The organism is Celeribacter marinus (assembly GCF_965656515.1).
GTDB classification, from domain to species: Bacteria; Pseudomonadota; Alphaproteobacteria; order Rhodobacterales; family Rhodobacteraceae; genus Celeribacter; species Celeribacter marinus_D.
In genome coordinates this window covers 63436-80799 of record NZ_CBFHKW010000002.1, presented here as the reverse complement: position 1 = coordinate 80799, position 17364 = coordinate 63436, and the positions used below count along the sequence as shown (strand labels likewise).

General features: G+C 57.1%; 16 protein-coding genes. 7 read left to right on the top strand and 9 right to left on the bottom strand.

Features of this window, described 5'->3' with window-relative positions; all coding sequences use genetic code 11:
- Positions 1-162: 162 nt before the first annotated feature.
- Complete coding sequence (gene hrpB / locus ACTG34_RS01010) at positions 163-2592, bottom strand: ATP-dependent helicase HrpB (protein ID WP_439103190.1); 2430 nt, start codon at positions 2590-2592, stop codon at positions 163-165.
- Positions 2593-2747: 155 nt separating this feature from the next.
- Here hrpB and meaB point away from each other — a divergent pair, with 155 nt between their 5' ends.
- From meaB to ACTG34_RS00985, 5 genes are all read left to right on the top strand, one after another.
- The gene (meaB, locus tag ACTG34_RS01005) at positions 2748-3725 is read left to right on the top strand and encodes a methylmalonyl Co-A mutase-associated GTPase MeaB (RefSeq protein ID WP_439103218.1); all 978 of its coding nucleotides are present in this window, start codon (positions 2748-2750) and stop codon (positions 3723-3725) included.
- A gap of 295 nt (positions 3726-4020) precedes the next feature.
- On the top strand, positions 4021-4308 hold the full coding sequence (gene rpmB / locus ACTG34_RS01000) for a 50S ribosomal protein L28 (protein ID WP_062216358.1): 288 nt from the start codon (positions 4021-4023) through the stop codon (positions 4306-4308).
- Positions 4309-4490: 182 nt separating this feature from the next.
- Positions 4491-4838, top strand: a complete 348-nt coding sequence (locus tag ACTG34_RS00995; RefSeq protein WP_439103189.1) for a hypothetical protein — start codon at positions 4491-4493, stop codon at positions 4836-4838.
- 91 nt (positions 4839-4929) lie between these two features.
- A complete protein-coding gene (locus tag ACTG34_RS00990) occupies positions 4930-5451 on the top strand; it encodes a copper chaperone PCu(A)C (protein WP_439103188.1) in 522 nt (173 codons plus the stop codon).
- Between the two features lie 192 nt (positions 5452-5643).
- Complete coding sequence (locus ACTG34_RS00985; RefSeq protein ID WP_439103187.1) at positions 5644-6195, top strand: 2OG-Fe(II) oxygenase; 552 nt, start codon at positions 5644-5646, stop codon at positions 6193-6195.
- 63 nt (positions 6196-6258) lie between these two features.
- Here the strand turns inward: ACTG34_RS00985 and ACTG34_RS00980 are convergent, their stop codons facing one another.
- Positions 6259-6681 (bottom strand): arginine transporter, encoded by a 423-nt coding sequence (locus ACTG34_RS00980; RefSeq protein WP_439103186.1) that lies wholly within the window; start codon positions 6679-6681, stop codon positions 6259-6261.
- A gap of 1080 nt (positions 6682-7761) precedes the next feature.
- Between ACTG34_RS00980 and lepA the strand changes: the two genes are divergently transcribed.
- Entirely contained in the window at positions 7762-9561 is a 1800-nt protein-coding gene (lepA, locus tag ACTG34_RS00975) for a translation elongation factor 4 (protein ID WP_439103185.1), read from the top strand.
- Between the two features lie 123 nt (positions 9562-9684).
- On the opposite strand, the gene ACTG34_RS00970 is transcribed toward lepA, so the two are convergent.
- Both ACTG34_RS00970 and ACTG34_RS00965 read right to left on the bottom strand, forming a co-directional pair.
- A complete protein-coding gene (locus tag ACTG34_RS00970) occupies positions 9685-10299 on the bottom strand; it encodes a hypothetical protein (protein WP_439103184.1) in 615 nt (204 codons plus the stop codon).
- Between the two features lie 508 nt (positions 10300-10807).
- A complete protein-coding gene (locus tag ACTG34_RS00965; protein ID WP_439103183.1) occupies positions 10808-11149 on the bottom strand; it encodes a type II toxin-antitoxin system prevent-host-death family antitoxin in 342 nt (113 codons plus the stop codon).
- Positions 11150-11316: 167 nt separating this feature from the next.
- Between ACTG34_RS00965 and ACTG34_RS00960 the strand changes: the two genes are divergently transcribed.
- On the top strand, positions 11317-11499 hold the full coding sequence (locus ACTG34_RS00960; protein ID WP_439103182.1) for a CTP synthetase: 183 nt from the start codon (positions 11317-11319) through the stop codon (positions 11497-11499).
- A 28-nt stretch (positions 11500-11527) separates the two neighbouring features.
- Here the strand turns inward: ACTG34_RS00960 and ACTG34_RS00955 are convergent, their stop codons facing one another.
- The 5 genes from ACTG34_RS00955 to glpK all read right to left on the bottom strand — a co-directional run bounded on the left by ACTG34_RS00955 (position 11528) and on the right by glpK (position 17290).
- Complete coding sequence (locus ACTG34_RS00955) at positions 11528-12310, bottom strand: alpha/beta fold hydrolase (protein ID WP_439103181.1); 783 nt, start codon at positions 12308-12310, stop codon at positions 11528-11530.
- 8 nt (positions 12311-12318) lie between these two features.
- Positions 12319-13764 (bottom strand): mannose-1-phosphate guanylyltransferase/mannose-6-phosphate isomerase, encoded by a 1446-nt coding sequence (locus tag ACTG34_RS00950; RefSeq protein ID WP_439103180.1) that lies wholly within the window; start codon positions 13762-13764, stop codon positions 12319-12321.
- Positions 13765-13860: 96 nt separating this feature from the next.
- Entirely contained in the window at positions 13861-14442 is a 582-nt protein-coding gene (locus ACTG34_RS00945; RefSeq protein ID WP_439103179.1) for a DUF1190 domain-containing protein, read from the bottom strand.
- Between the two features lie 47 nt (positions 14443-14489).
- Complete coding sequence (locus ACTG34_RS00940; protein ID WP_439103178.1) at positions 14490-15716, bottom strand: glutathionylspermidine synthase family protein; 1227 nt, start codon at positions 15714-15716, stop codon at positions 14490-14492.
- 86 nt (positions 15717-15802) lie between these two features.
- On the bottom strand, positions 15803-17290 hold the full coding sequence (glpK, locus tag ACTG34_RS00935) for a glycerol kinase GlpK (protein ID WP_439103177.1): 1488 nt from the start codon (positions 17288-17290) through the stop codon (positions 15803-15805).
- Between the last annotated feature and the right edge of the window lie 74 nt (positions 17291-17364).

Genomic DNA, 17364 nt, shown 5'->3' with positions numbered 1-17364 from the left:
AGCTTTGAACGCACAGATGGCGGTAAGGGTCATCACGGTCCGTGGGCGTCCGATGTGGCGCACTCGGCGGCGCTTACCGACTAATCACGGCTTATACAAATCGAACAAAAACGGCGCTGGGAGAGACCTCCAAGCGCCGTTTTTTTGTCTGTTTGCAACATCTCACGTGCCGCGCGGTTTGGCCCGCAATGTCGGATCGGCCTGTGTCGGATCTTCCGGCCACGGGTGGCGCGGATATTTGCCCCGCATGTCCTTGCGCACATCGGCGTAGGAGGTGGTCCAGAACGCAGGGATATCCATCGTCACCTGCACGGGACGGTGCGCGGGCGAGGTCAGTGTGACGCGCAATGGCACGCGCCGCGCCCCCACGGTCGGGTGGGTCGTGGTGCCGAACATCTCTTGTAGACGCGCGGTGATCTCAGGGTTCTCACCACTATAGTCAATCGGCAACTTGCGTCCCATCGGGCTTGTCCACGCGGCGGGCACTGCGCGGTCCAAACGGCTCATCTGGTCCCAATCCAACATCGCGCGTAGTGCCTCTGTTGTGTCGAGCGCACGCAGGGCGGCCTCCGATTTCGCGCCTTTGAGATGAGGCAAAAGCCACGTCTCCAAGCTGTCCATCAATGCCGCTTCCGACACGTCAGGAAAATCGTCGCCCATCAACATGACCCGCGCCTGAAACCGTTTCGCGGCGGCACTCCATGGCAATCCGATTTGGCGGATCCCGTCCAACGCACCGCGCGCCACCGCCTCCTTTGGGGCATCCGGCCATTGGCGGTCATCAAGACAAAGCGCGCCGAACATCTCGCGTTTGCGCGCCACCACACGACCCGCACGTTTGTCCCACTGACACACATCCACCCATGCAATCTGATCGGCAAACAAGGCGCGCACATCGGCCTCGCTGATCTGTGCCGCCTGTCTTATCCGCGCCTCGCGTGGCGCGCCATCGGTGTCCGTCACCACGATCAACCGCGCACCCGCAAGCGCATCGGCATCGTCCATCATCGCGCCTTTTCCGCCCGACATGACGTAGCGCGCTTGGTCGCCCTTGCGGCGCAATCCCACACGGTCGGGGTAGGCGAGCGCGGCCATCGCGCCCAAACTCAAATCATGCAACTCGGCGTCACCCGCCATCGGGCGCAACCGCTTCGCCTCTTGTTTGATCCGCTCCACCGCACCGCGATCAGCACGGCTATCAACGCGCGTCAGGGCCGCAATCCGCGCGGCCAAATCCACACCCGCACTACGCCCCCCGCCAATGAACGGATCGCGCTCGTTCAAGAGTGCAGCCAAATCCGCCGCCTTTGTCCCTGCGTTTTGGAGCATATGTGCAAGTCGCGGGTGCAGCGGCATCGCCGCCAATGCCCGCCCGTGAGTTGTGATGTGGTGGCCCGCGTCCAAGGCCTCAAGCCCGTGCAGCAACGCCCGCGCCTCGGCCAAGGCCCCAATAGGCGGGGCTGTCAAAAACGCCAGATCACTCTCGTTGGCGCCCCACATTGCCAGTTCCAACGCCAACCCCGTCAGATCCGCTGTCTCGATTTCGGCGGGCGGAAAGGCGGCCAATGCGCCCTCTTCGCCCTTGGTCCACAGCCGGTAACACACCCCCGCCGACACGCGCCCCGCACGGCCACGGCGTTGTTCGGCTTCGGCCTTTGACACCCGTTCGGTCACGAGCCGCGACATGCCGGAGGCGGCATCAAAGCGTGCTCGGCGCGCGCGTCCTGCATCGACCACAATACGCACGTCCTCAATGGTCAGGGACGTCTCGGCGATGGCGGTCGCCAGCACAATTTTGCGCCCCGTCTCGCACGGCGCAATCGCCGCGCGTTGCTCGGTAAATTTCATCGCTCCGAACAGGGGCCGCACTGCGCAATCCGCGGGCACGCGCCCCTTGAGCAAGGCCTCAACGCGGCGTATTTCACCCTCACCGGGCAAGAACACCAAGGCCGATCCATGCTCCGCACCCACAGCCTCCACGACCAAATCCGCGACAGCCTGTTCGAGGCGCGTGGTTTTGGGGACAGGCGCGTCGAGCCACCGTGTCTCCACGGGATAGGCGCGGCCTTCGGATACCACCACAGGGGCGCGGTCGAGCAACGCGGCCACAGGATCCGCATCCAGTGTCGCCGACATCACCACCACGGCCAGATCGTCGCGCAACGCCCCGCGCACTTCTTGGATCAACGCCAACCCGAAATCCGCGTTCAAAGACCGCTCGTGGAACTCATCAAAGATGACACAGCCAACGCCGCGCAACTCGGGGTCGCTTTGTAACATGCGGGTCAGGATGCCTTCGGTCACCACCTCGATACGGGTGGCTTTCGACACTTTACTCGCCCCGCGCATCCGGTAGCCAACGGTCTCGCCCGCCACCTGCCCAAGTGTTTGCGCCATGCGTTCGGCGGCGGCGCGCGCAGCCAAGCGGCGCGGCTCCAACATCAAAATCCGGCCCGTAACATGAGGCAATAGTGCAAGCGGCACGCGGGTTGTTTTGCCCGCACCCGGTGGCGCCATCAAAACCACACGGCCCGCCGACATGACGGCGGCCACCACATCGTCCAATACATCATCTATCGGCAATCTATCCATTGCGCCCTTATCCCCCATTGCGGTCCAAAGAAAAAGTGTCGCGATGGACGTGTGTGCGAAATGCTCAAAATGCCACACTGGACACACGCGGTGCCATCGGGCATTCCTGCACCACCCCAGTGTTCGAGAGATATACGAGACAGGAAGAGGCCGCGATGGACCCCAAAGAACTGGCCCAACAGGTCATAGATGGCAATCGCCGCGCCCTCGCACGCGCTATTACACTTGTGGAAAGTGCGCGCGCCGATCACCGCGAACAGGCAATCATACTGATGGACGCGCTCAAGGCGTCAAACCGCGTGGCCCTGCGTGTGGGTCTTTCGGGCACACCCGGTGTTGGCAAATCCACCTTTATCGAGACCTTTGGCATGATGCTCATCCGTGAGGGGCTCAAGGTGGCCGTGCTTGCCGTCGATCCATCGTCCTCACGCTCTGGCGGGTCGATCTTGGGTGATAAAACCCGCATGGAGCTTTTGAGCCGCGAACCCCACGCGTTTATTCGCCCGTCTCCCTCCCAATTGGAGCTGGGCGGCGTGGCGCGGCGCACCCGCGAGGCCGTGAGCCTGTGCGAGGCGGCGGGATACGACATTATCTTGATCGAGACGGTTGGCGTGGGCCAATCCGAAACCGTGGTCTCGCAAATGTCCGATCTGTTCTTGTTGCTGCTTGCCCCTGCGGGCGGCGACGAGTTGCAAGGCGTCAAACGCGGCATCATGGAAATCGCGGATATGATTTTGGTGAATAAGGCGGACGGCGATCTCAAAGCCGCAGCCAACCGCACCTGTGCCGATTACGCCGGTGCGCTGCGCCTGATCCGCAAGCGGTCGTATGATCCAGAGGGCTACCCAAAGGCGATGACGGTCTCGGCGTTGCAAGACAATGGATTGGCTGAGGCATGGACGGATATGCAAACCTTGATCGACTGGCGGCGCGCGCATGGCCATTTCGATGCGCGCCGCGCACGCCAAGCTGAATACTGGTTTGCCCAAGAAATCCGGTTTGGCCTTTTGGGACAGCTTGACCGCGAACCGCTCAAATCCATGATCGCACAGCTTGCGGGACAGGTCGCCTCGGGCGACATCACGCCAAGTCATGCGGCACATGATGTATTGACGGCATTGCGTCACGGGTGAGGGGCAGGGGCGGCGCGAGGTTGGGCGCACATGTGCGTGCGAATCCACCGCAAGCCATGCCGCGAGGCCTTGACGATTCTCCTATGATCGCCTATCCACCGCGAACTGAATTTCGGGCGCTGCACCTTTGCCGTGTCTATTTCTGTTAAAATCGGTCTTTTCGGGCTATGTTGAGCGTCTTTGCGCTTGATTTCCCCCCGTTTGCCGCTCATAGAGAGCGCCGATCCATACAGGACTTTTGAGAACCCGCGGGCCGCGCCTTGCTGCCCCCCGACTGTAAGACGAGGATGACCACATGGCACGCCGTTGCGAATTGACTGGTAAAGGCCCAATGACTGGCAACAATGTCAGCCACGCTAAAAACCGTACCCGCCGCCGTTTTTTGCCGAACCTCAACGATGTATCGTTGATGTCCGAAGCACTCGGCCGCACGTTTAAACTGAAAATCTCTGCTGCTGCATTGCGCACCGTAGACCACCGTGGTGGCCTCGACGCGTTCCTTGCGAAAGCCAAAGACGTTGAGCTTTCCGATGCTGCGCTGAAAATCAAAAAAGACATCGCTAAAGCAACAGTCGCTGCTTAAGCCGTCTTTTTCGATCTAGACTATCACGAGACCCCGTGTGGATTTCCGCGCGGGGTTTTCGCTTGTGCTCAGACTGTCCGCAGACTGTCCTCAGACTGGCCGCATGAGGCGCGCCACCTGCAACATTGCGCCGCATCTCTTGGCTCTTTCCTTTGGGTAGGGGCGGGCGTAAAGTCACCGCCATGCGATCTTTGCGCCCTCTCATAGCCGTTGTCTTTGCGGTCTTGTTGTTCGCCACGAGCCAGACCTTGGCCGTGACGCGCGGGACCATGCGCGATGCGACCGGCGCGATGGTACTGTGTACCGGCACAGGGCCGATCACGGTCTTGATCGGCGAGGACGGCGCGCCCCTTGGCCCCTCGCATATCTGCCCCGAATGCGCGATGGGCGTCATCGCGGATGTTGGAAGTGCCTTCGCCCTTGGCCCTTTCATCGCGCGGGTGACTGCGCTCGACAGTGCGCCATGGGTCTCTACGCGTCGGACCGCGCAGACCCTTACCCCCTCTGCACGCGGGCCACCCATCGTTTGATCCGACGACCACACACATTTACACAGATATCAGACATGCCGTAAGCCGCCTCGAAACGGGGTAGGTGCGGCGATCAAACAGGATCACTCACATGACACTTAAATCCACTCTTCTGGCCGGCTTCTCCGTTCTCGCGTTCGCCATGCCCGCATTCGCAGACATCACCATTGACGACGCCTATGCGCGGTCCTCGGGCATGTCGGCCAAGGCCGGCGCGGCCTTCTTCGTTATCCGCAATTCAGGCGCCGAGGATGATCAACTGATCAACGCGACCTCCGATGTGTCCAAAGTCGTTGAGTTGCACACCCACAAAGATATGGGCGATGGCGTTATGAAAATGATGCACGTCCCCGAAGGCTTCACCATCCCCGCAGGCGGCGAACACGCCCTCGCGCGTGGCGGTGATCACGTCATGTTCATGGGGATCAATGAGGGCTTTGAGCAGGGCGATATCCTGACCGTGACGCTCACCTTTGAAAAAGCGGGTGACATCACCGTTGACATCCCCGTCGATCTGGAACGCAAAGACGCGCCGATGATGCAGCACGGTAAGATGGACCACGGGAAAATGGACCACGGCAACATGGACCACGGCAACATGGCCAAAAAATAAGCCACGCTTTCCTAGCTTGGTGACAGACCGAACACCCGCCCGTGCACCCCACGTGGCGGGTGTTTCATTTTTCATTGATCGATCCCGCGGATCGGATAAACCGCATGCGAGACATCTGGAAATTTCTGCCCGATTCTCTTCTCTTTTGACAATTGAATAGAACGGCGCGCCTAGACGCGTTGGAGATGGATCATGCTAAGTGTCTATGCGTTTGATGCGGCGTTTTCGCCTGCCGAATGTGATGTGATTGTCGGGTTGGCACGCGACAGCGCGCTTGCCGATGCGGGGCTTGTGCGTGGCGGTGCCAATCACAATCTGCGCCGTGCCGACCTTGCGTGGCTCGACGATCGAGAGGGCACTGATTGGATCATGGTGCGGATCATGGATATTGTAGCCGAGGCCAATCGCACCCATTTCGATTTCTCGCTCACCGAGTTTGGCGAAAGCCCGCAGATCGCGCGCTATGGTGCTGAACGCCAAGGCCATTTTACATGGCATTCCGACATTGGAGACGGGGTGTTCGCCGCGCGCCGCAAATTGACCATGGTCATCCAATTGTCCGACCCTGTCGACTACGAGGGGGGCGCGCTCGAATTGCAACCTGACGCCGGTGTGCATGCCGCCAACCGCACGCGCGGATCGGGCGTGTTGTTCCCGTCCTTCACTTTGCACCGTGTGACCCCCGTCACGCAGGGCGAGCGGTTTTCCCTATCCACATGGGTGCACGGCCCCGCGTTTCGCTGATCATGCCCATAAGCTGCACGATGTCAGAGATCCGCGCGGGCGAGGTTGTCCCGACTGGGATGCCTAGCCACAGGTGGCTTGCGCCGAGTCTCCGAACGCCTTGTACCGCTTCCAAAATGCCTCATTGAGCGGATTGTCGGATTGCCGCGTCTCTTGTGATTTGTGCGGATCTTTGAAAAAGGCCACCGCCTTGGATTGATCGCTGCCCGACAGTTTTTGGTTGGCTACGGCTTGCACACAGCCACAGGTGGACGATGTCGCAGCCTTGCGGTCCGCCGCCATACACGCCGAATAAATCGGCCCCGTGGCGAAGGCGTGCGACGCGGACGACCCCGAATAGCCGCGCCCCCCCCCGCAGCCCGCAAGCGTGGCCACAAGGCCCACCGCGACCACGGATGCCATCAGAGTTTTGCGCGACATCGAAAGGCGAGACACCCCGTTGCCCGATGTGTTTTCTGCCATGTGACCTGTCAATTTGCCTGTCATTTTGTACCCTACCGCTTGCCCGCGAACGTTGTCGCAATCCCTCGCGCTTTGCCGCACGAGAGTGATTTGCCCTACTATGCGGGAATTGGCGACGAAGGGCAATTCACGGGTTTGTAGAGCACGCACAAAAGCACGAACTCGTGCATGGTGGGGGGCGTGCCGGTAAAAGGTGTAAAAGCGAAAACCCGCGAGGACCAATTAAGGCTGTCGCGGGTCTCTAAAGGTTGAAGGTCTATATTTACCCTCGATTGAGTTACGAGTACCTGAAATAGTAGGTATTGTCAAGAATTGATGCTTAAGGTCGTGCACGGTCTCTGAAAGGTGTAAATAAGTGGTTTCAAATATAATCTCTCAAGAGCGACTTACAAAGTACTTAAAGGCTGTAGGATTTCATGAAAGCAGAGCGCTAGCTTTGTATGGTTGGAATATACAAATAAGCGAGTCATTTTATCCAGTCTTAAGTGCATCGGAAGTATGCTTGCGGAATACAATATCTGAACGTTTAACTGAGCTATATGGTGAGCGTTGGTGGGAAAGCCGAGAATTTCTTGACCAAATTGGACGAGGAAAGAGGATTGTTAAGACCGCCCAAGACAAACTTAAGAAAACGGGCACTGTAACGTCGGGCCGAATGACGGCGGAACTGAACTTCGGGTTTTGGGTCAATATGTTGTTGGAGAAGCATGAGCCTGTGTTTTGGACCGACTTTCCAAAGCCGTTTTATTCATTGCCTGCAACGGTGTCTTACCTTGAGCTATTCGAGCGTTGCGATAGTGTGCGTGAATTTAGGAATAGAATTTTTCATCACGAGCCGATATTCGAGCGAGATATATCTTTTGAATTCAGAAATATAATGCAGTTGATTGAGTGGCTGAGCCCTGAAAAGTCAATATGGATCAAACCCTACTCACGGGTTATGTCCGTACTTCGCGACAAGCCATAAGTGTAACCGCTATCCACGCCAACAAACCTTTACATTCCCGCCCTTTGCCCCCATAGAAATCAGCTAAATTCACGCGCGCGCGAGTTCCACCTGCGGGGCGCCCACGCGCTCCATTCGCATCAGTCCAAAGGCCTTCCATGACCGAGCTGAAAAACATCCGTAACTTCTCCATCGTCGCTCACATCGACCACGGCAAATCGACTCTTGCCGACCGGTTGATCCAGTCCACAAACACCGTGGCGGATCGCGATATGAAGGCGCAAATGCTCGATAGCATGGACATCGAACGTGAGCGCGGCATCACGATCAAGGCCAACTCGGTGCGCATCGAATACAAGGCCAATGATGGTGAGCTGTACATCCTCAACCTCATCGACACCCCCGGTCACGTCGATTTCGCCTATGAGGTCAGCCGCTCGATGCAGGCCGTTGAGGGCTCGCTGCTGGTCGTGGACGCCTCCCAAGGGGTCGAGGCGCAAACCCTCGCCAACGTCTATCACGCGCTCGACGCCGACCACGAAATCGTGCCTGTCCTCAATAAGGTCGATTTGCCCGCCGCCGATGTCGAGGCCGTGCGCACCAACATCGAGGACGTGATCGGTATCGACGCGTCTGACGCCGTTGAAATCTCCGCCAAAACCGGCTTGGGCATTCCCGCCGTATTGGAAGCCATCGTTACCCGTCTTCCCGCCCCCAAAGGCGACCGTGACGCGCCCCTCAAAGCCATGCTTGTTGACAGCTGGTACGATGCCTACCTCGGCGTTGTCGTCATGATCCGCGTGATCGACGGCACCGTCAAAAAGGGCGATGTGGTCAAGATGATGCAGACCAACGCGACCTATAAAATCGACAAACTCGCGGTCCTAAAGCCAAAAATGGTCGACTTCCCCGAGCTTGGCCCCGGCGAAATCGGTATCCTTACCGCGTCGATCAAACAGGTGCGTGATACCAAAGTCGGCGATACGATCACCCACGACAAAAAGCCCTGCGCCAAGGCTCTGCCGGGGTTCGCGCCCTCTGTGCCCGTGGTGTTTTGTGGCCTCTTCCCCGTGGACGCCAACGATTTCGACGACCTGCGCAACGCGATCGAAAAACTGCAACTCAATGACGCCTCGTTCAGCTCGGAGATGGAAACATCCGCCGCTCTTGGCTTCGGCTTTCGCTGCGGCTTCCTCGGCCTGTTGCACCTCGAGGTGATCCGTGACCGCCTTGAGCGCGAATACGATATCAACCTCATCACCACCGCGCCATCCGTGATCTACCGCATCTTTATGCGCGATGGCACGATGAAGGAGCTGCACAACCCCGCCGACATGCCCGATCTGACCTTTGTCGACCACATCGAAGAGCCGCGGATCAAGGCAACGATCATGGTTCCCGACGACTACCTCGGGGATGTGCTCAAACTGTGCCAAGACCGCCGTGGCATCCAGATGGACCTCACCTATGCGGGCGCGCGCGCGATGGTCGTCTACGACCTGCCGCTCAACGAAGTTGTGTTCGACTTCTACGACCGCCTCAAATCCATCACCAAGGGCTACGCCTCGTTCGACTATCAGTTCATGGATTACCGCGAGGACAATCTCGTCAAGATGTCCATCCTCGTGAACGACGAACCCGTCGATGCGCTCTCGACCATGGTGCACCGTGATCGCGCCGAAACCCGTGGCCGCGCCATGTGCGAAAAGCTCAAGGATCTGATCCCGCGCCACATGTTCAAAATCCCGATCCAAGCGGCGATCGGCGGCAAAGTCATCGCCCGCGAAACCCTGTCCGCGCTGCGCAAAGACGTGACCGCCAAATGCTACGGCGGCGACGCGACACGTAAGAAAAAACTGCTCGAAAAGCAGAAAGCCGGTAAAAAGAAAATGCGCCAGTTCGGCCGCGTAGAAATCCCGCAAGAAGCGTTCATTAGCGCGTTGAAGATGGATAATTGATCGTCCATTTTAAAGCGAGTGGGTGACAGTGTCTTTTCCGCAGGAAAAGAGCACGGGGACACCCCGTTGCGCTTGGTAGCGTTGCGGGTATGCAAGAGGGTGAAGAGATACCCCGAGAAGTGACTAATGTGGTTTTTCTTCGAACACTTTCTGAAAGTTGCAATACGCTTTTGAAAAATGGGCAGTCCCACCACACATCGCGGCGATAAATTGATGTAGGTTTGAGTGTGATGTTTCAGGATCCTTGGAGTAAATTGGTTCTTGATGGGAAATTCGGTTTCTTAAATCCAACAAGCGTTCGGCGGACGTGTGCGCATGCTTTATGTCTTCAAATGTATTGTGTGGAAATATTCGGTGGATGTTGTGTCGCCAAGCATATTGAGCTTTGTAGCTTCTACTAATTTGAGATACCCAAAAACCAGCGGTCAGTTCTGCTACGATTTGATCAGTTGAAGGAGACCTGGAGGGAAGTTTGCGGATCGCATCTTCGATTTTCCCACGATCGTGCCCTTTGAAATTTCTTAGCGCCCCTGAGTCTTTTGGCCAGTTTTTGTTGTATTTCCAGCAAAGGAAGGCATTAACCTTGTTCCGGAAGCACACTTCCCAGAAGTGAATCTGTATATAAAGTGATTGAGAGAGTTGTGCGTTCCAAAGATAAGTTTTTAAGGCAAGTTCTTCGTTTCCTCCGCAATCATCAATAAATTTTGCGAAACGCGCACTACCAAGTGATTTGGTCATGTCTTTGACTTTAGTAGGATCGAGCTCGGATAATTCTTGCATTTTTTACTTTTTACACATAACTTGGTTGGGTGAGCTTTTGGACTTGGTCCCTGCTAGGAATAGTAAACCCCCGAAAGACAAAAATAGTGGAAGGGCAGGCTGTAAAAAGTCTGTCCTTTTCATTTTTTGGTTAGCGTGTTTCACTAAAACCTACAACTTGTATAATATTGAACGTCTGCCACTATACTTAGCGGCTTACCATGTTATGTGTCAAAATGTATGTTTTGTGGATAACTTTGGCCGATGCTCCGCATCGTTTGCGCCCGACCCTCCCCACGGGAGGGCGCTTTCAGCCCCCACCCAGTGTCGGGCGCTGAGGTGTGGATAGCGCGGTGCCTTCATCTGTGGTGCCGGTGATTTTGGGGAGGGTGGGAGCCGCCCGAACTTCTGCGCCGCATCCTCTCCTATAAACCAGCGTTCGCAAGTGTGCGAACGCGTTTGGGCGCTTTGAACCTGCCTCGCAGGTTCAATCGCTGCTATGCAGCGACCGCGCCCAAACCCAAAAAGCCACCCATTTTTTGTCTTGGCCGGTGTTGCGTGCCATCTCGCGCTCTTGGTCTGCGCGCGCTAGTCGCGCCCCCCATTCGCCCAGAGAGCGACCCGGACGCATGCCCGAGCGCGGGCTGCGGGGGCCGCGTTCCTCCTCATCTTGGTGTTCCCAAATGCGTTCCAAATCCACCATTGGCACGAGGGCCGCGACGGGTCGTCCGTGGCGGCGAATGATCACGTGATCGCCGTGTTCGACGCGCGCCAAAAGCGCGGTTAGACGCGGGCGCAGCGCGCTCAATTTGATCCAAATGTGGGTCATGATGATGTGTCCCTTGTGCAATGTCAGGCCTCAAAGTCGTGTAAAAGATTAAACATCATGTCACATTGGCGTACGCATCTGGCCGCGCACTTGTCCCAGATCAAAGCGCCAGAAACGGCCTCGCTCTAGCTGTGGTTTAGCGCGAACGTGAGACATAGGAGGCGGCCATGAACAGGCTTGCAGGTATTCTCTTTTCCTTGATTTCAACAACTCTAATGGGGGTGGCGGTGGTGGTTGCATTGACCATTGGAATGGACACGCTCAAACCGATCCTTGTGGCCGCAGCTATTGGATTTGTGGTAGCGATTCCAATCACTTGGATAGTTTCCAAAAAGATCGTCGACCTCTAAAAGGCCGCAATTTATCCGTCCATTTGGATTAGGGGCGCGTGTCGATGGCGGTCATCCATGCCCGACACGCTGCCTCGAATTCGCGGGGTTTTTCGGCATGAAGCCAATGACCCGTGCCTGGAATGGACGCAAATTTAGCGTTTGGGAACAATGATTTAGTTGTTGGCCTGTGGTCGCGTGACACATATGTGCTCTCGCCGCCCGAGACGAAAAATGCAGATCCGGTGTATGATCCGGATACCTCAGGGAACCCGACGATTTTGGGCATTTCTGCCTCTAGAACATCAAGGTTCAAAAGCCATTTTTTCTCTTTCGTAACAAGGCTTTGCAGTAGAAATGCTCGCACGCCCGCGTTCGGGATGTCACCTGTCAAAGCTGCGTCCGCCTCTGATCTCCGCTCGATCTGTGCGAGGTCCAAATCGCGCATGGCGTGGATCAGATGCGTATTGTCGTGATCATAAGAAACCGGAGAAATATCCGCGACAATCAATGACTTAACAAGGTCGGGACGTGTCAGCGCGAGGACCATCGCCGCCTTTCCCCCCATCGAGTGACCCAACACATGAAACGCGCCGTGTGTTGGTGTGAGGTGGTCCAGAACCTGCTCCAAATCCGCCGCCATATCTGGGTAGGACTGGGTCGCATGGCGCGGGCTTTCACCATGATTTCGCATGTCGACGGACACGACAAGCCTTTGATCTGAAATACGTTTTGCGATAACGCCCCAGTTGCGCGCAGAGCCGAAAAGACCATGCACGATCAACAGGGGCGCCATGTCGGTGGCGGTGCCGGTGGTGGTGAAATTCAACATATGTCGCGTTATCCTTTTGCGCCTTGCCCGCGTGCATAGAGGTCTTCGTAACGGATAATGTCGTCTTCCCCGACATAGGATCCGGTTTGGACTTCGATGAGAACCATTGGCACTTTGCCCGGGTTTTGCATGCGGTGTTTTGCGCCCAGAGGAATGTAGATGGACTCGTTTTCCGTCACCAATCGGATGTCGTCGTCCACGGTTACCCGCGCCGTTCCCTCCACAACAATCCAGTGTTCAGAGCGGTGAACATGGCTTTGCAAGCTAAGTGCCGCACCGGGATGCACGTGGATGCGTTTCACTTGGAACCGCCCACCCACAACGAGGCTTTCGAACCATCCCCACGGCCGATGATCTTTGGGGAATGTGGTTGCCTGCACGGAACCCTTTGATTTCAGGGCTGAAACCGCCTTTTTGACGTCTTGCGCACGCGCCATGTCGACGACGAGAACGGCGTCATTCATTGCAATTGCCATGATGTTTTTGAGGCCGATCCCGACGATTTCGAGGTGCTCGCTTTCAGACCGCAAAAGCGTGTCTTCACAGTCAATAGCTGTTGCATCACCAGAGGTTGCAACCCCGTTCGCATCAGGGCCGGTTTCGCGCCACACCGCGTCCCAGCCACCCAAATCGGACCATCCGCCGTCAAAGGGGACAACGGCCAAATTGTCCGCCCGCTCCATAACCGCGTAGTCGATCGAGATATCATCGGCGTGTGACCACGCAGCGGGGTCCAAGCGTAAAAACCCAAGGTCGATTTGCGCGGCCTCAACCGCCGCATTGACCGGCGCGGCCAAGGCCGGTGCATATGCGTGAAAGGCGGCGATGATGTCCTTTGCTTTGAATAAAAATATGCCTGCATTCCACATAAATGTATTGGCGGCGACCATAGTTTCGGCCCGTGCGGCGTCAGGCTTTTCAACGAATTGCTTTAGATCTATGGCCGCGCCAGACCCGTCCGGCTGAGTGGCCAACTCAAGGTAGCCATAGGCCGTTTCCGCATGCGTGGGCGTGATGCCAAAGGTGACAAGTTTGCCCTGCGCGACGGCGGCAAGGCCTTTTTCAATCGCCGCGTGAAAGGCCTGTGTGTCCGGTACAACGTGATCTGACGGCGCGACAAGCATGATCGCCTCAGGATCGGACGCACCCAAATGGAGTGCGGCGGCAAGGATCGCAGGGGCAGTATTGCGTCCTTCCGGTTCAATTAAAATGGCTCCCGGATCAATCCCGATTGCGGCGAGTTGTTCGGTCACGATAAACCTGAAATCTGATCCGGTTAAAATCGTCGGGGCGGTAAAACTCACTCCGTTTGATGCCCCGCTCAATCGCTTTGCCGAAGCTTGAAAGAGGGTTTCGTCGCCAACCAAGGGCACGAATTGTTTTGGGTAGGACTGGCGCGATAGCGGCCATAGCCGCGTACCGGAGCCACCGCATAGAATAACTGGCGTAATCATCTGGTACCTTACACTTTTAACGCATTCAAACCTTGCATATTCCTGCGCAGTTTTCACCCAAATATCAACATTTACAACGGCTAAGCTGGGCGCGGCTCACCCGCCAAAACCCGTGCGCCCGCTGGCACTTTTGCCAAAGCCGCCGCGCGAAGCCGCGGTGGCGCGTGTCATGGGGGCCTTGCCTGCGGTTGTTGCGGGTTTGGTGAACTGCGATGTGTTGAGTTTTGTCGCCCCACTGTTGCCCGAAAAGGTGCTTGTGCGGGCCGCATTGGTGTATTGACCGCCCTTGGTTTTATAGAGAGGCTGACCCGCAGACATGCCCGCGCGCCCGCTCAACATGCTGCCGATGAGGTAGCCGGACAATAGGGGCATAAAGATGCTGCCTGATCCGCTTTGTGTGGCACTTGCCTCCGAGCCACATGCGCCTTCGCCGTGTTGTTCTTCGCATACGGAAAGACTGTCATAGCGGGGCGCTGCTTCAAGGTGCAGAGTCTCGGCTTCGGCCACGGCGATTTCACAGTCTTGGGCCGAAAACATCCCGCCTTGTGTCGCTTGATCAGTGCAGCTTTGAAGGTCGGGGAAGGCTTGCGCATCCACTTGGTCTTCGCGGCACCCAGCAAGGGTAAAGGCTGTGGCACCAAGAATGGCAATTGCGACGCGGTTGGAGCGTTTGGTCATGACAGGTGGGTCCTTATTCGAAAGAGCGAGGCCAGAGGTGGCGCGGCTTAGGGCGTTATGTAATGCGGTTTGAACCGCGAGAGGTCTTGTGTGATGCGTGATCGATCCTCTCGGATGCCGATGCCAACGCATTGTGCGCCAACAATCCATGCGCCGATCACGGGGCGGAACCCGTCAAAGTTTGGCAGGGGCGCGTAGGCCTGAACAATGCGGGGATGCTCACCGTAGTCGGTGTTTTGGGCCTGTTCAACGATCTCGCCCGCTTTGAGGATTGAGACGGATGCACCCTCACGCGATAGGATCGGCTTTGTCACATGGCCTGCGCGAAGCTGTGCGGCGACACGCTCGAATGCGGCGGCGACATCGGATGCGGGCTCACCTGTCCCTGCGAGCGCGTCCGCAATGTCCTCTTCGAAAAATGCGGGTAACAGGTTTGGGTGGCCTTCGAACATCTGCCACAAGACGGGCAAGAGGCCTTTGTTAGAGAGCAGTGCTTTCCAAGCGGGTTCAACAAATTGGCACTGCGATCCCGTGATATGATTGGCGTAGTCGTCGCGCAACAGGTCTTCCCACGGGTAGAGTTTGAACAATGTGCCGATGACGCGATCTTCGTCATCCAAGAATTGACCCTCATCACTTACCGCGATTTTTTCAAGGTCACAGTAATGCGCGCCAAGACCCGCCTCGCGTGCCGCCCATCCCATTGCTTCAACCGTTGCGTAGTCCTCGGGGTTGCCCTGTGCTGCGGTGAAATGCAATTGCGTGTCGGGGGCAAAGACTTCGCCAAAGCGCGCCACCAATGCCTCGTGAATGCCGTTGAATTGATCACTGCCCTCGGGCAAGACGTCCGCCGCGATTTGATCCTCAAGCCATTGCCACTGGAACGCCGCGCTTTCATAGAGCGAGGTAGGCGTGTCGGCATTGTATTCGAGTAATTTGGCGGGGCCATTGCCGTCATATGCGAAATCAAAGCGACCATAGATTTCGGGATCATCGCGCTGCCAGCTGTCGATGATAAGATCGCGGTGCGCGACAGGAATAGCCAATCGGTCCATTAAGGTGTTGCTTGCCAGAATATGCCCAACGGCCTCGCGGCACATGGCGTGGAGTTCTGTTGCCGGATCCTCAATATCGGATTCGATTTGCGCGAGGGAGAACGCGTATGCCGATGTCTCGTCCCAATAGGGTTCGCCGTGCATGTCGGCAAAGGTAAAGCCCACGTCGCGTGCATGGTCCCGCCACTGAGGCCGTTCGGGTAGTGTCATTTTCTGCATGTAGCATCTCCTGATCGCCCATCAGGTGTAGGCGGTTTGGGAGCAGGATGCCAGAGGCGGGCAGGGCGTATCTGTGTGGTGTGACGTTAGACCGTCATGGTCGCCTCAACGGCCTTTTTCCACGGTTGGTATTTTGCGTCCCGCGCCTCATCGCTCATGGTGGGTAGGAACTGTTTTTGCAACGCCCAACGTTTTGCGAACTCCGCCTGATCGGGATAAATTCCTGCGTGCATCCCTGCGAGCCACGCAACGCCAAGTGCGGTGGTTTCCTGAATTTCAGGGCGATCAACGGGGGCCGCGATAATGTCAGATAGAAATTGCATCGCCCAATCGCTCGCCGACATGCCACCGTCAACGCGCAATGTTGGCTGCACCCCCTCAGCTTTCCAATCGGCAGACATCGCATCCAACAGGTCACGGGTTTGAAACCCAACGCTCTCGAGTGCCGCTTTTGCAAACTCTGCCGCGCCTGATGCCCGCGTCAGCCCAAACACGGCACCGCGACATTGCGCATTCCAATAGGGCGCGCCGAGGCCAACGAAGGCGGGAACAAGAATGACGTTTTGATGGGGGTCGGCCTGTTCAGCGAGGCCTTGTGTCTCAGCCGCCGATTTGATGATCTGCAATCCGTCTCGGAGCCATTGCACCACCGCACCCGCGATGAAAATCGATCCCTCAAGGGCGTATGTAGGCTTGCCGTTCAACTGGTACGCGATGGTTGTCAGCAGGTTGTTGTGCGACACAACTGGCGTGTCGCCAGTATTCAAAAGGGCAAAGCAGCCCGTCCCATAGGTCGATTTCAACATGCCCGGCTCGAAACACGCCTGACCGACGGTGGCGGCTTGTTGATCGCCCGCTACGCCGTAAATCGGGATTTCTTTGCCGAATAGATCCGCGCGGGTCATGCCGAAATCATCGGCGCAATCTTTGACCTCGGGCAGCATCGCGATCGGGATGTCGAGCAGGTCACAAATCGTGCGGCTCCACCGTCCTTTACGTATATCATAGAGCATGGTGCGCGCAGCGTTTGTCGCATCGGTGACGTGTGCCGCGCCCCCCGTGAGTTTCCAGATTAGAAAGCTGTCAACGGTCCCAAATAGCAGGTCGCCATTTTGGGCGCGTTCGCGTGCCCCCGCAACATTGTCGAGCAGCCATTTTAGTTTTGTGGCGGAAAAATAGGGGTCGATCAACAAACCTGTTCGGTCATTGATCATCTGTGCATGACCGTCTGCGCGCAGCGCCTGACAGGTCTCGTCCGTCCGGCGATCTTGCCAGACAATCGCGTTGTGAATAGGCTCACCTGTCGTTTTGTCCCAAACAATCACGGTTTCGCGTTGGTTGGTGATACCGATGGCCGCAATTTTGGAGGACGAAATGCCCGCGCGCTCAATCGCCTCTCGGCAGGTGCCTGCGGTCGTGGCCCAAAGGTCTTTGGGGTCATGTTCGACCCAGCCTGATTGCGGGTAGTGTTGTGGGAACTCTTCTTGAGCGTGGGCCACCGGCTCCATTGCATCATTGAACAAAATCGCACGCGTCGAAGTTGTGCCTTGGTCGATTGCAAGAACATAGGTCATGTGCGGCCTCGTGTCATTTGGGAGGGTCGTGTGGGCGATGAGAGTGGCTACGGCTCAGGCGTCCGTGTTGTGTT

Excerpts from the sequence above, each read along its gene's own strand:
- hrpB (WP_439103190.1), bottom strand. The coding sequence starts at position 2,592 with ATGGATAGATTGCCGATAGATGATGTATTGGACGATGTGGTGGCCGCC.
- meaB (WP_439103218.1), top strand. The coding sequence starts at position 2,748 with ATGGACCCCAAAGAACTGGCCCAACAGGTCATAGATGGCAATCGCCGC.
- rpmB (WP_062216358.1), top strand. The coding sequence starts at position 4,021 with ATGGCACGCCGTTGCGAATTGACTGGTAAAGGCCCAATGACTGGCAAC.
- ACTG34_RS00995 (WP_439103189.1), top strand. The coding sequence starts at position 4,491 with ATGCGATCTTTGCGCCCTCTCATAGCCGTTGTCTTTGCGGTCTTGTTG.
- ACTG34_RS00990 (WP_439103188.1), top strand. The coding sequence starts at position 4,930 with ATGACACTTAAATCCACTCTTCTGGCCGGCTTCTCCGTTCTCGCGTTC.
- ACTG34_RS00985 (WP_439103187.1), top strand. The coding sequence starts at position 5,644 with ATGCTAAGTGTCTATGCGTTTGATGCGGCGTTTTCGCCTGCCGAATGT.
- ACTG34_RS00980 (WP_439103186.1), bottom strand. The coding sequence starts at position 6,681 with ATGACAGGCAAATTGACAGGTCACATGGCAGAAAACACATCGGGCAAC.
- lepA (WP_439103185.1), top strand. The coding sequence starts at position 7,762 with ATGACCGAGCTGAAAAACATCCGTAACTTCTCCATCGTCGCTCACATC.
- ACTG34_RS00970 (WP_439103184.1), bottom strand. The coding sequence starts at position 10,299 with ATGACCAAATCACTTGGTAGTGCGCGTTTCGCAAAATTTATTGATGAT.
- ACTG34_RS00965 (WP_439103183.1), bottom strand. The coding sequence starts at position 11,149 with ATGACCCACATTTGGATCAAATTGAGCGCGCTGCGCCCGCGTCTAACC.
- ACTG34_RS00960 (WP_439103182.1), top strand. The coding sequence starts at position 11,317 with ATGAACAGGCTTGCAGGTATTCTCTTTTCCTTGATTTCAACAACTCTA.
- ACTG34_RS00955 (WP_439103181.1), bottom strand. The coding sequence starts at position 12,310 with ATGTTGAATTTCACCACCACCGGCACCGCCACCGACATGGCGCCCCTG.
- ACTG34_RS00950 (WP_439103180.1), bottom strand. The coding sequence starts at position 13,764 with ATGATTACGCCAGTTATTCTATGCGGTGGCTCCGGTACGCGGCTATGG.
- ACTG34_RS00945 (WP_439103179.1), bottom strand. The coding sequence starts at position 14,442 with ATGACCAAACGCTCCAACCGCGTCGCAATTGCCATTCTTGGTGCCACA.
- ACTG34_RS00940 (WP_439103178.1), bottom strand. The coding sequence starts at position 15,716 with ATGCAGAAAATGACACTACCCGAACGGCCTCAGTGGCGGGACCATGCA.
- glpK (WP_439103177.1), bottom strand. The coding sequence starts at position 17,290 with ATGACCTATGTTCTTGCAATCGACCAAGGCACAACTTCGACGCGTGCG.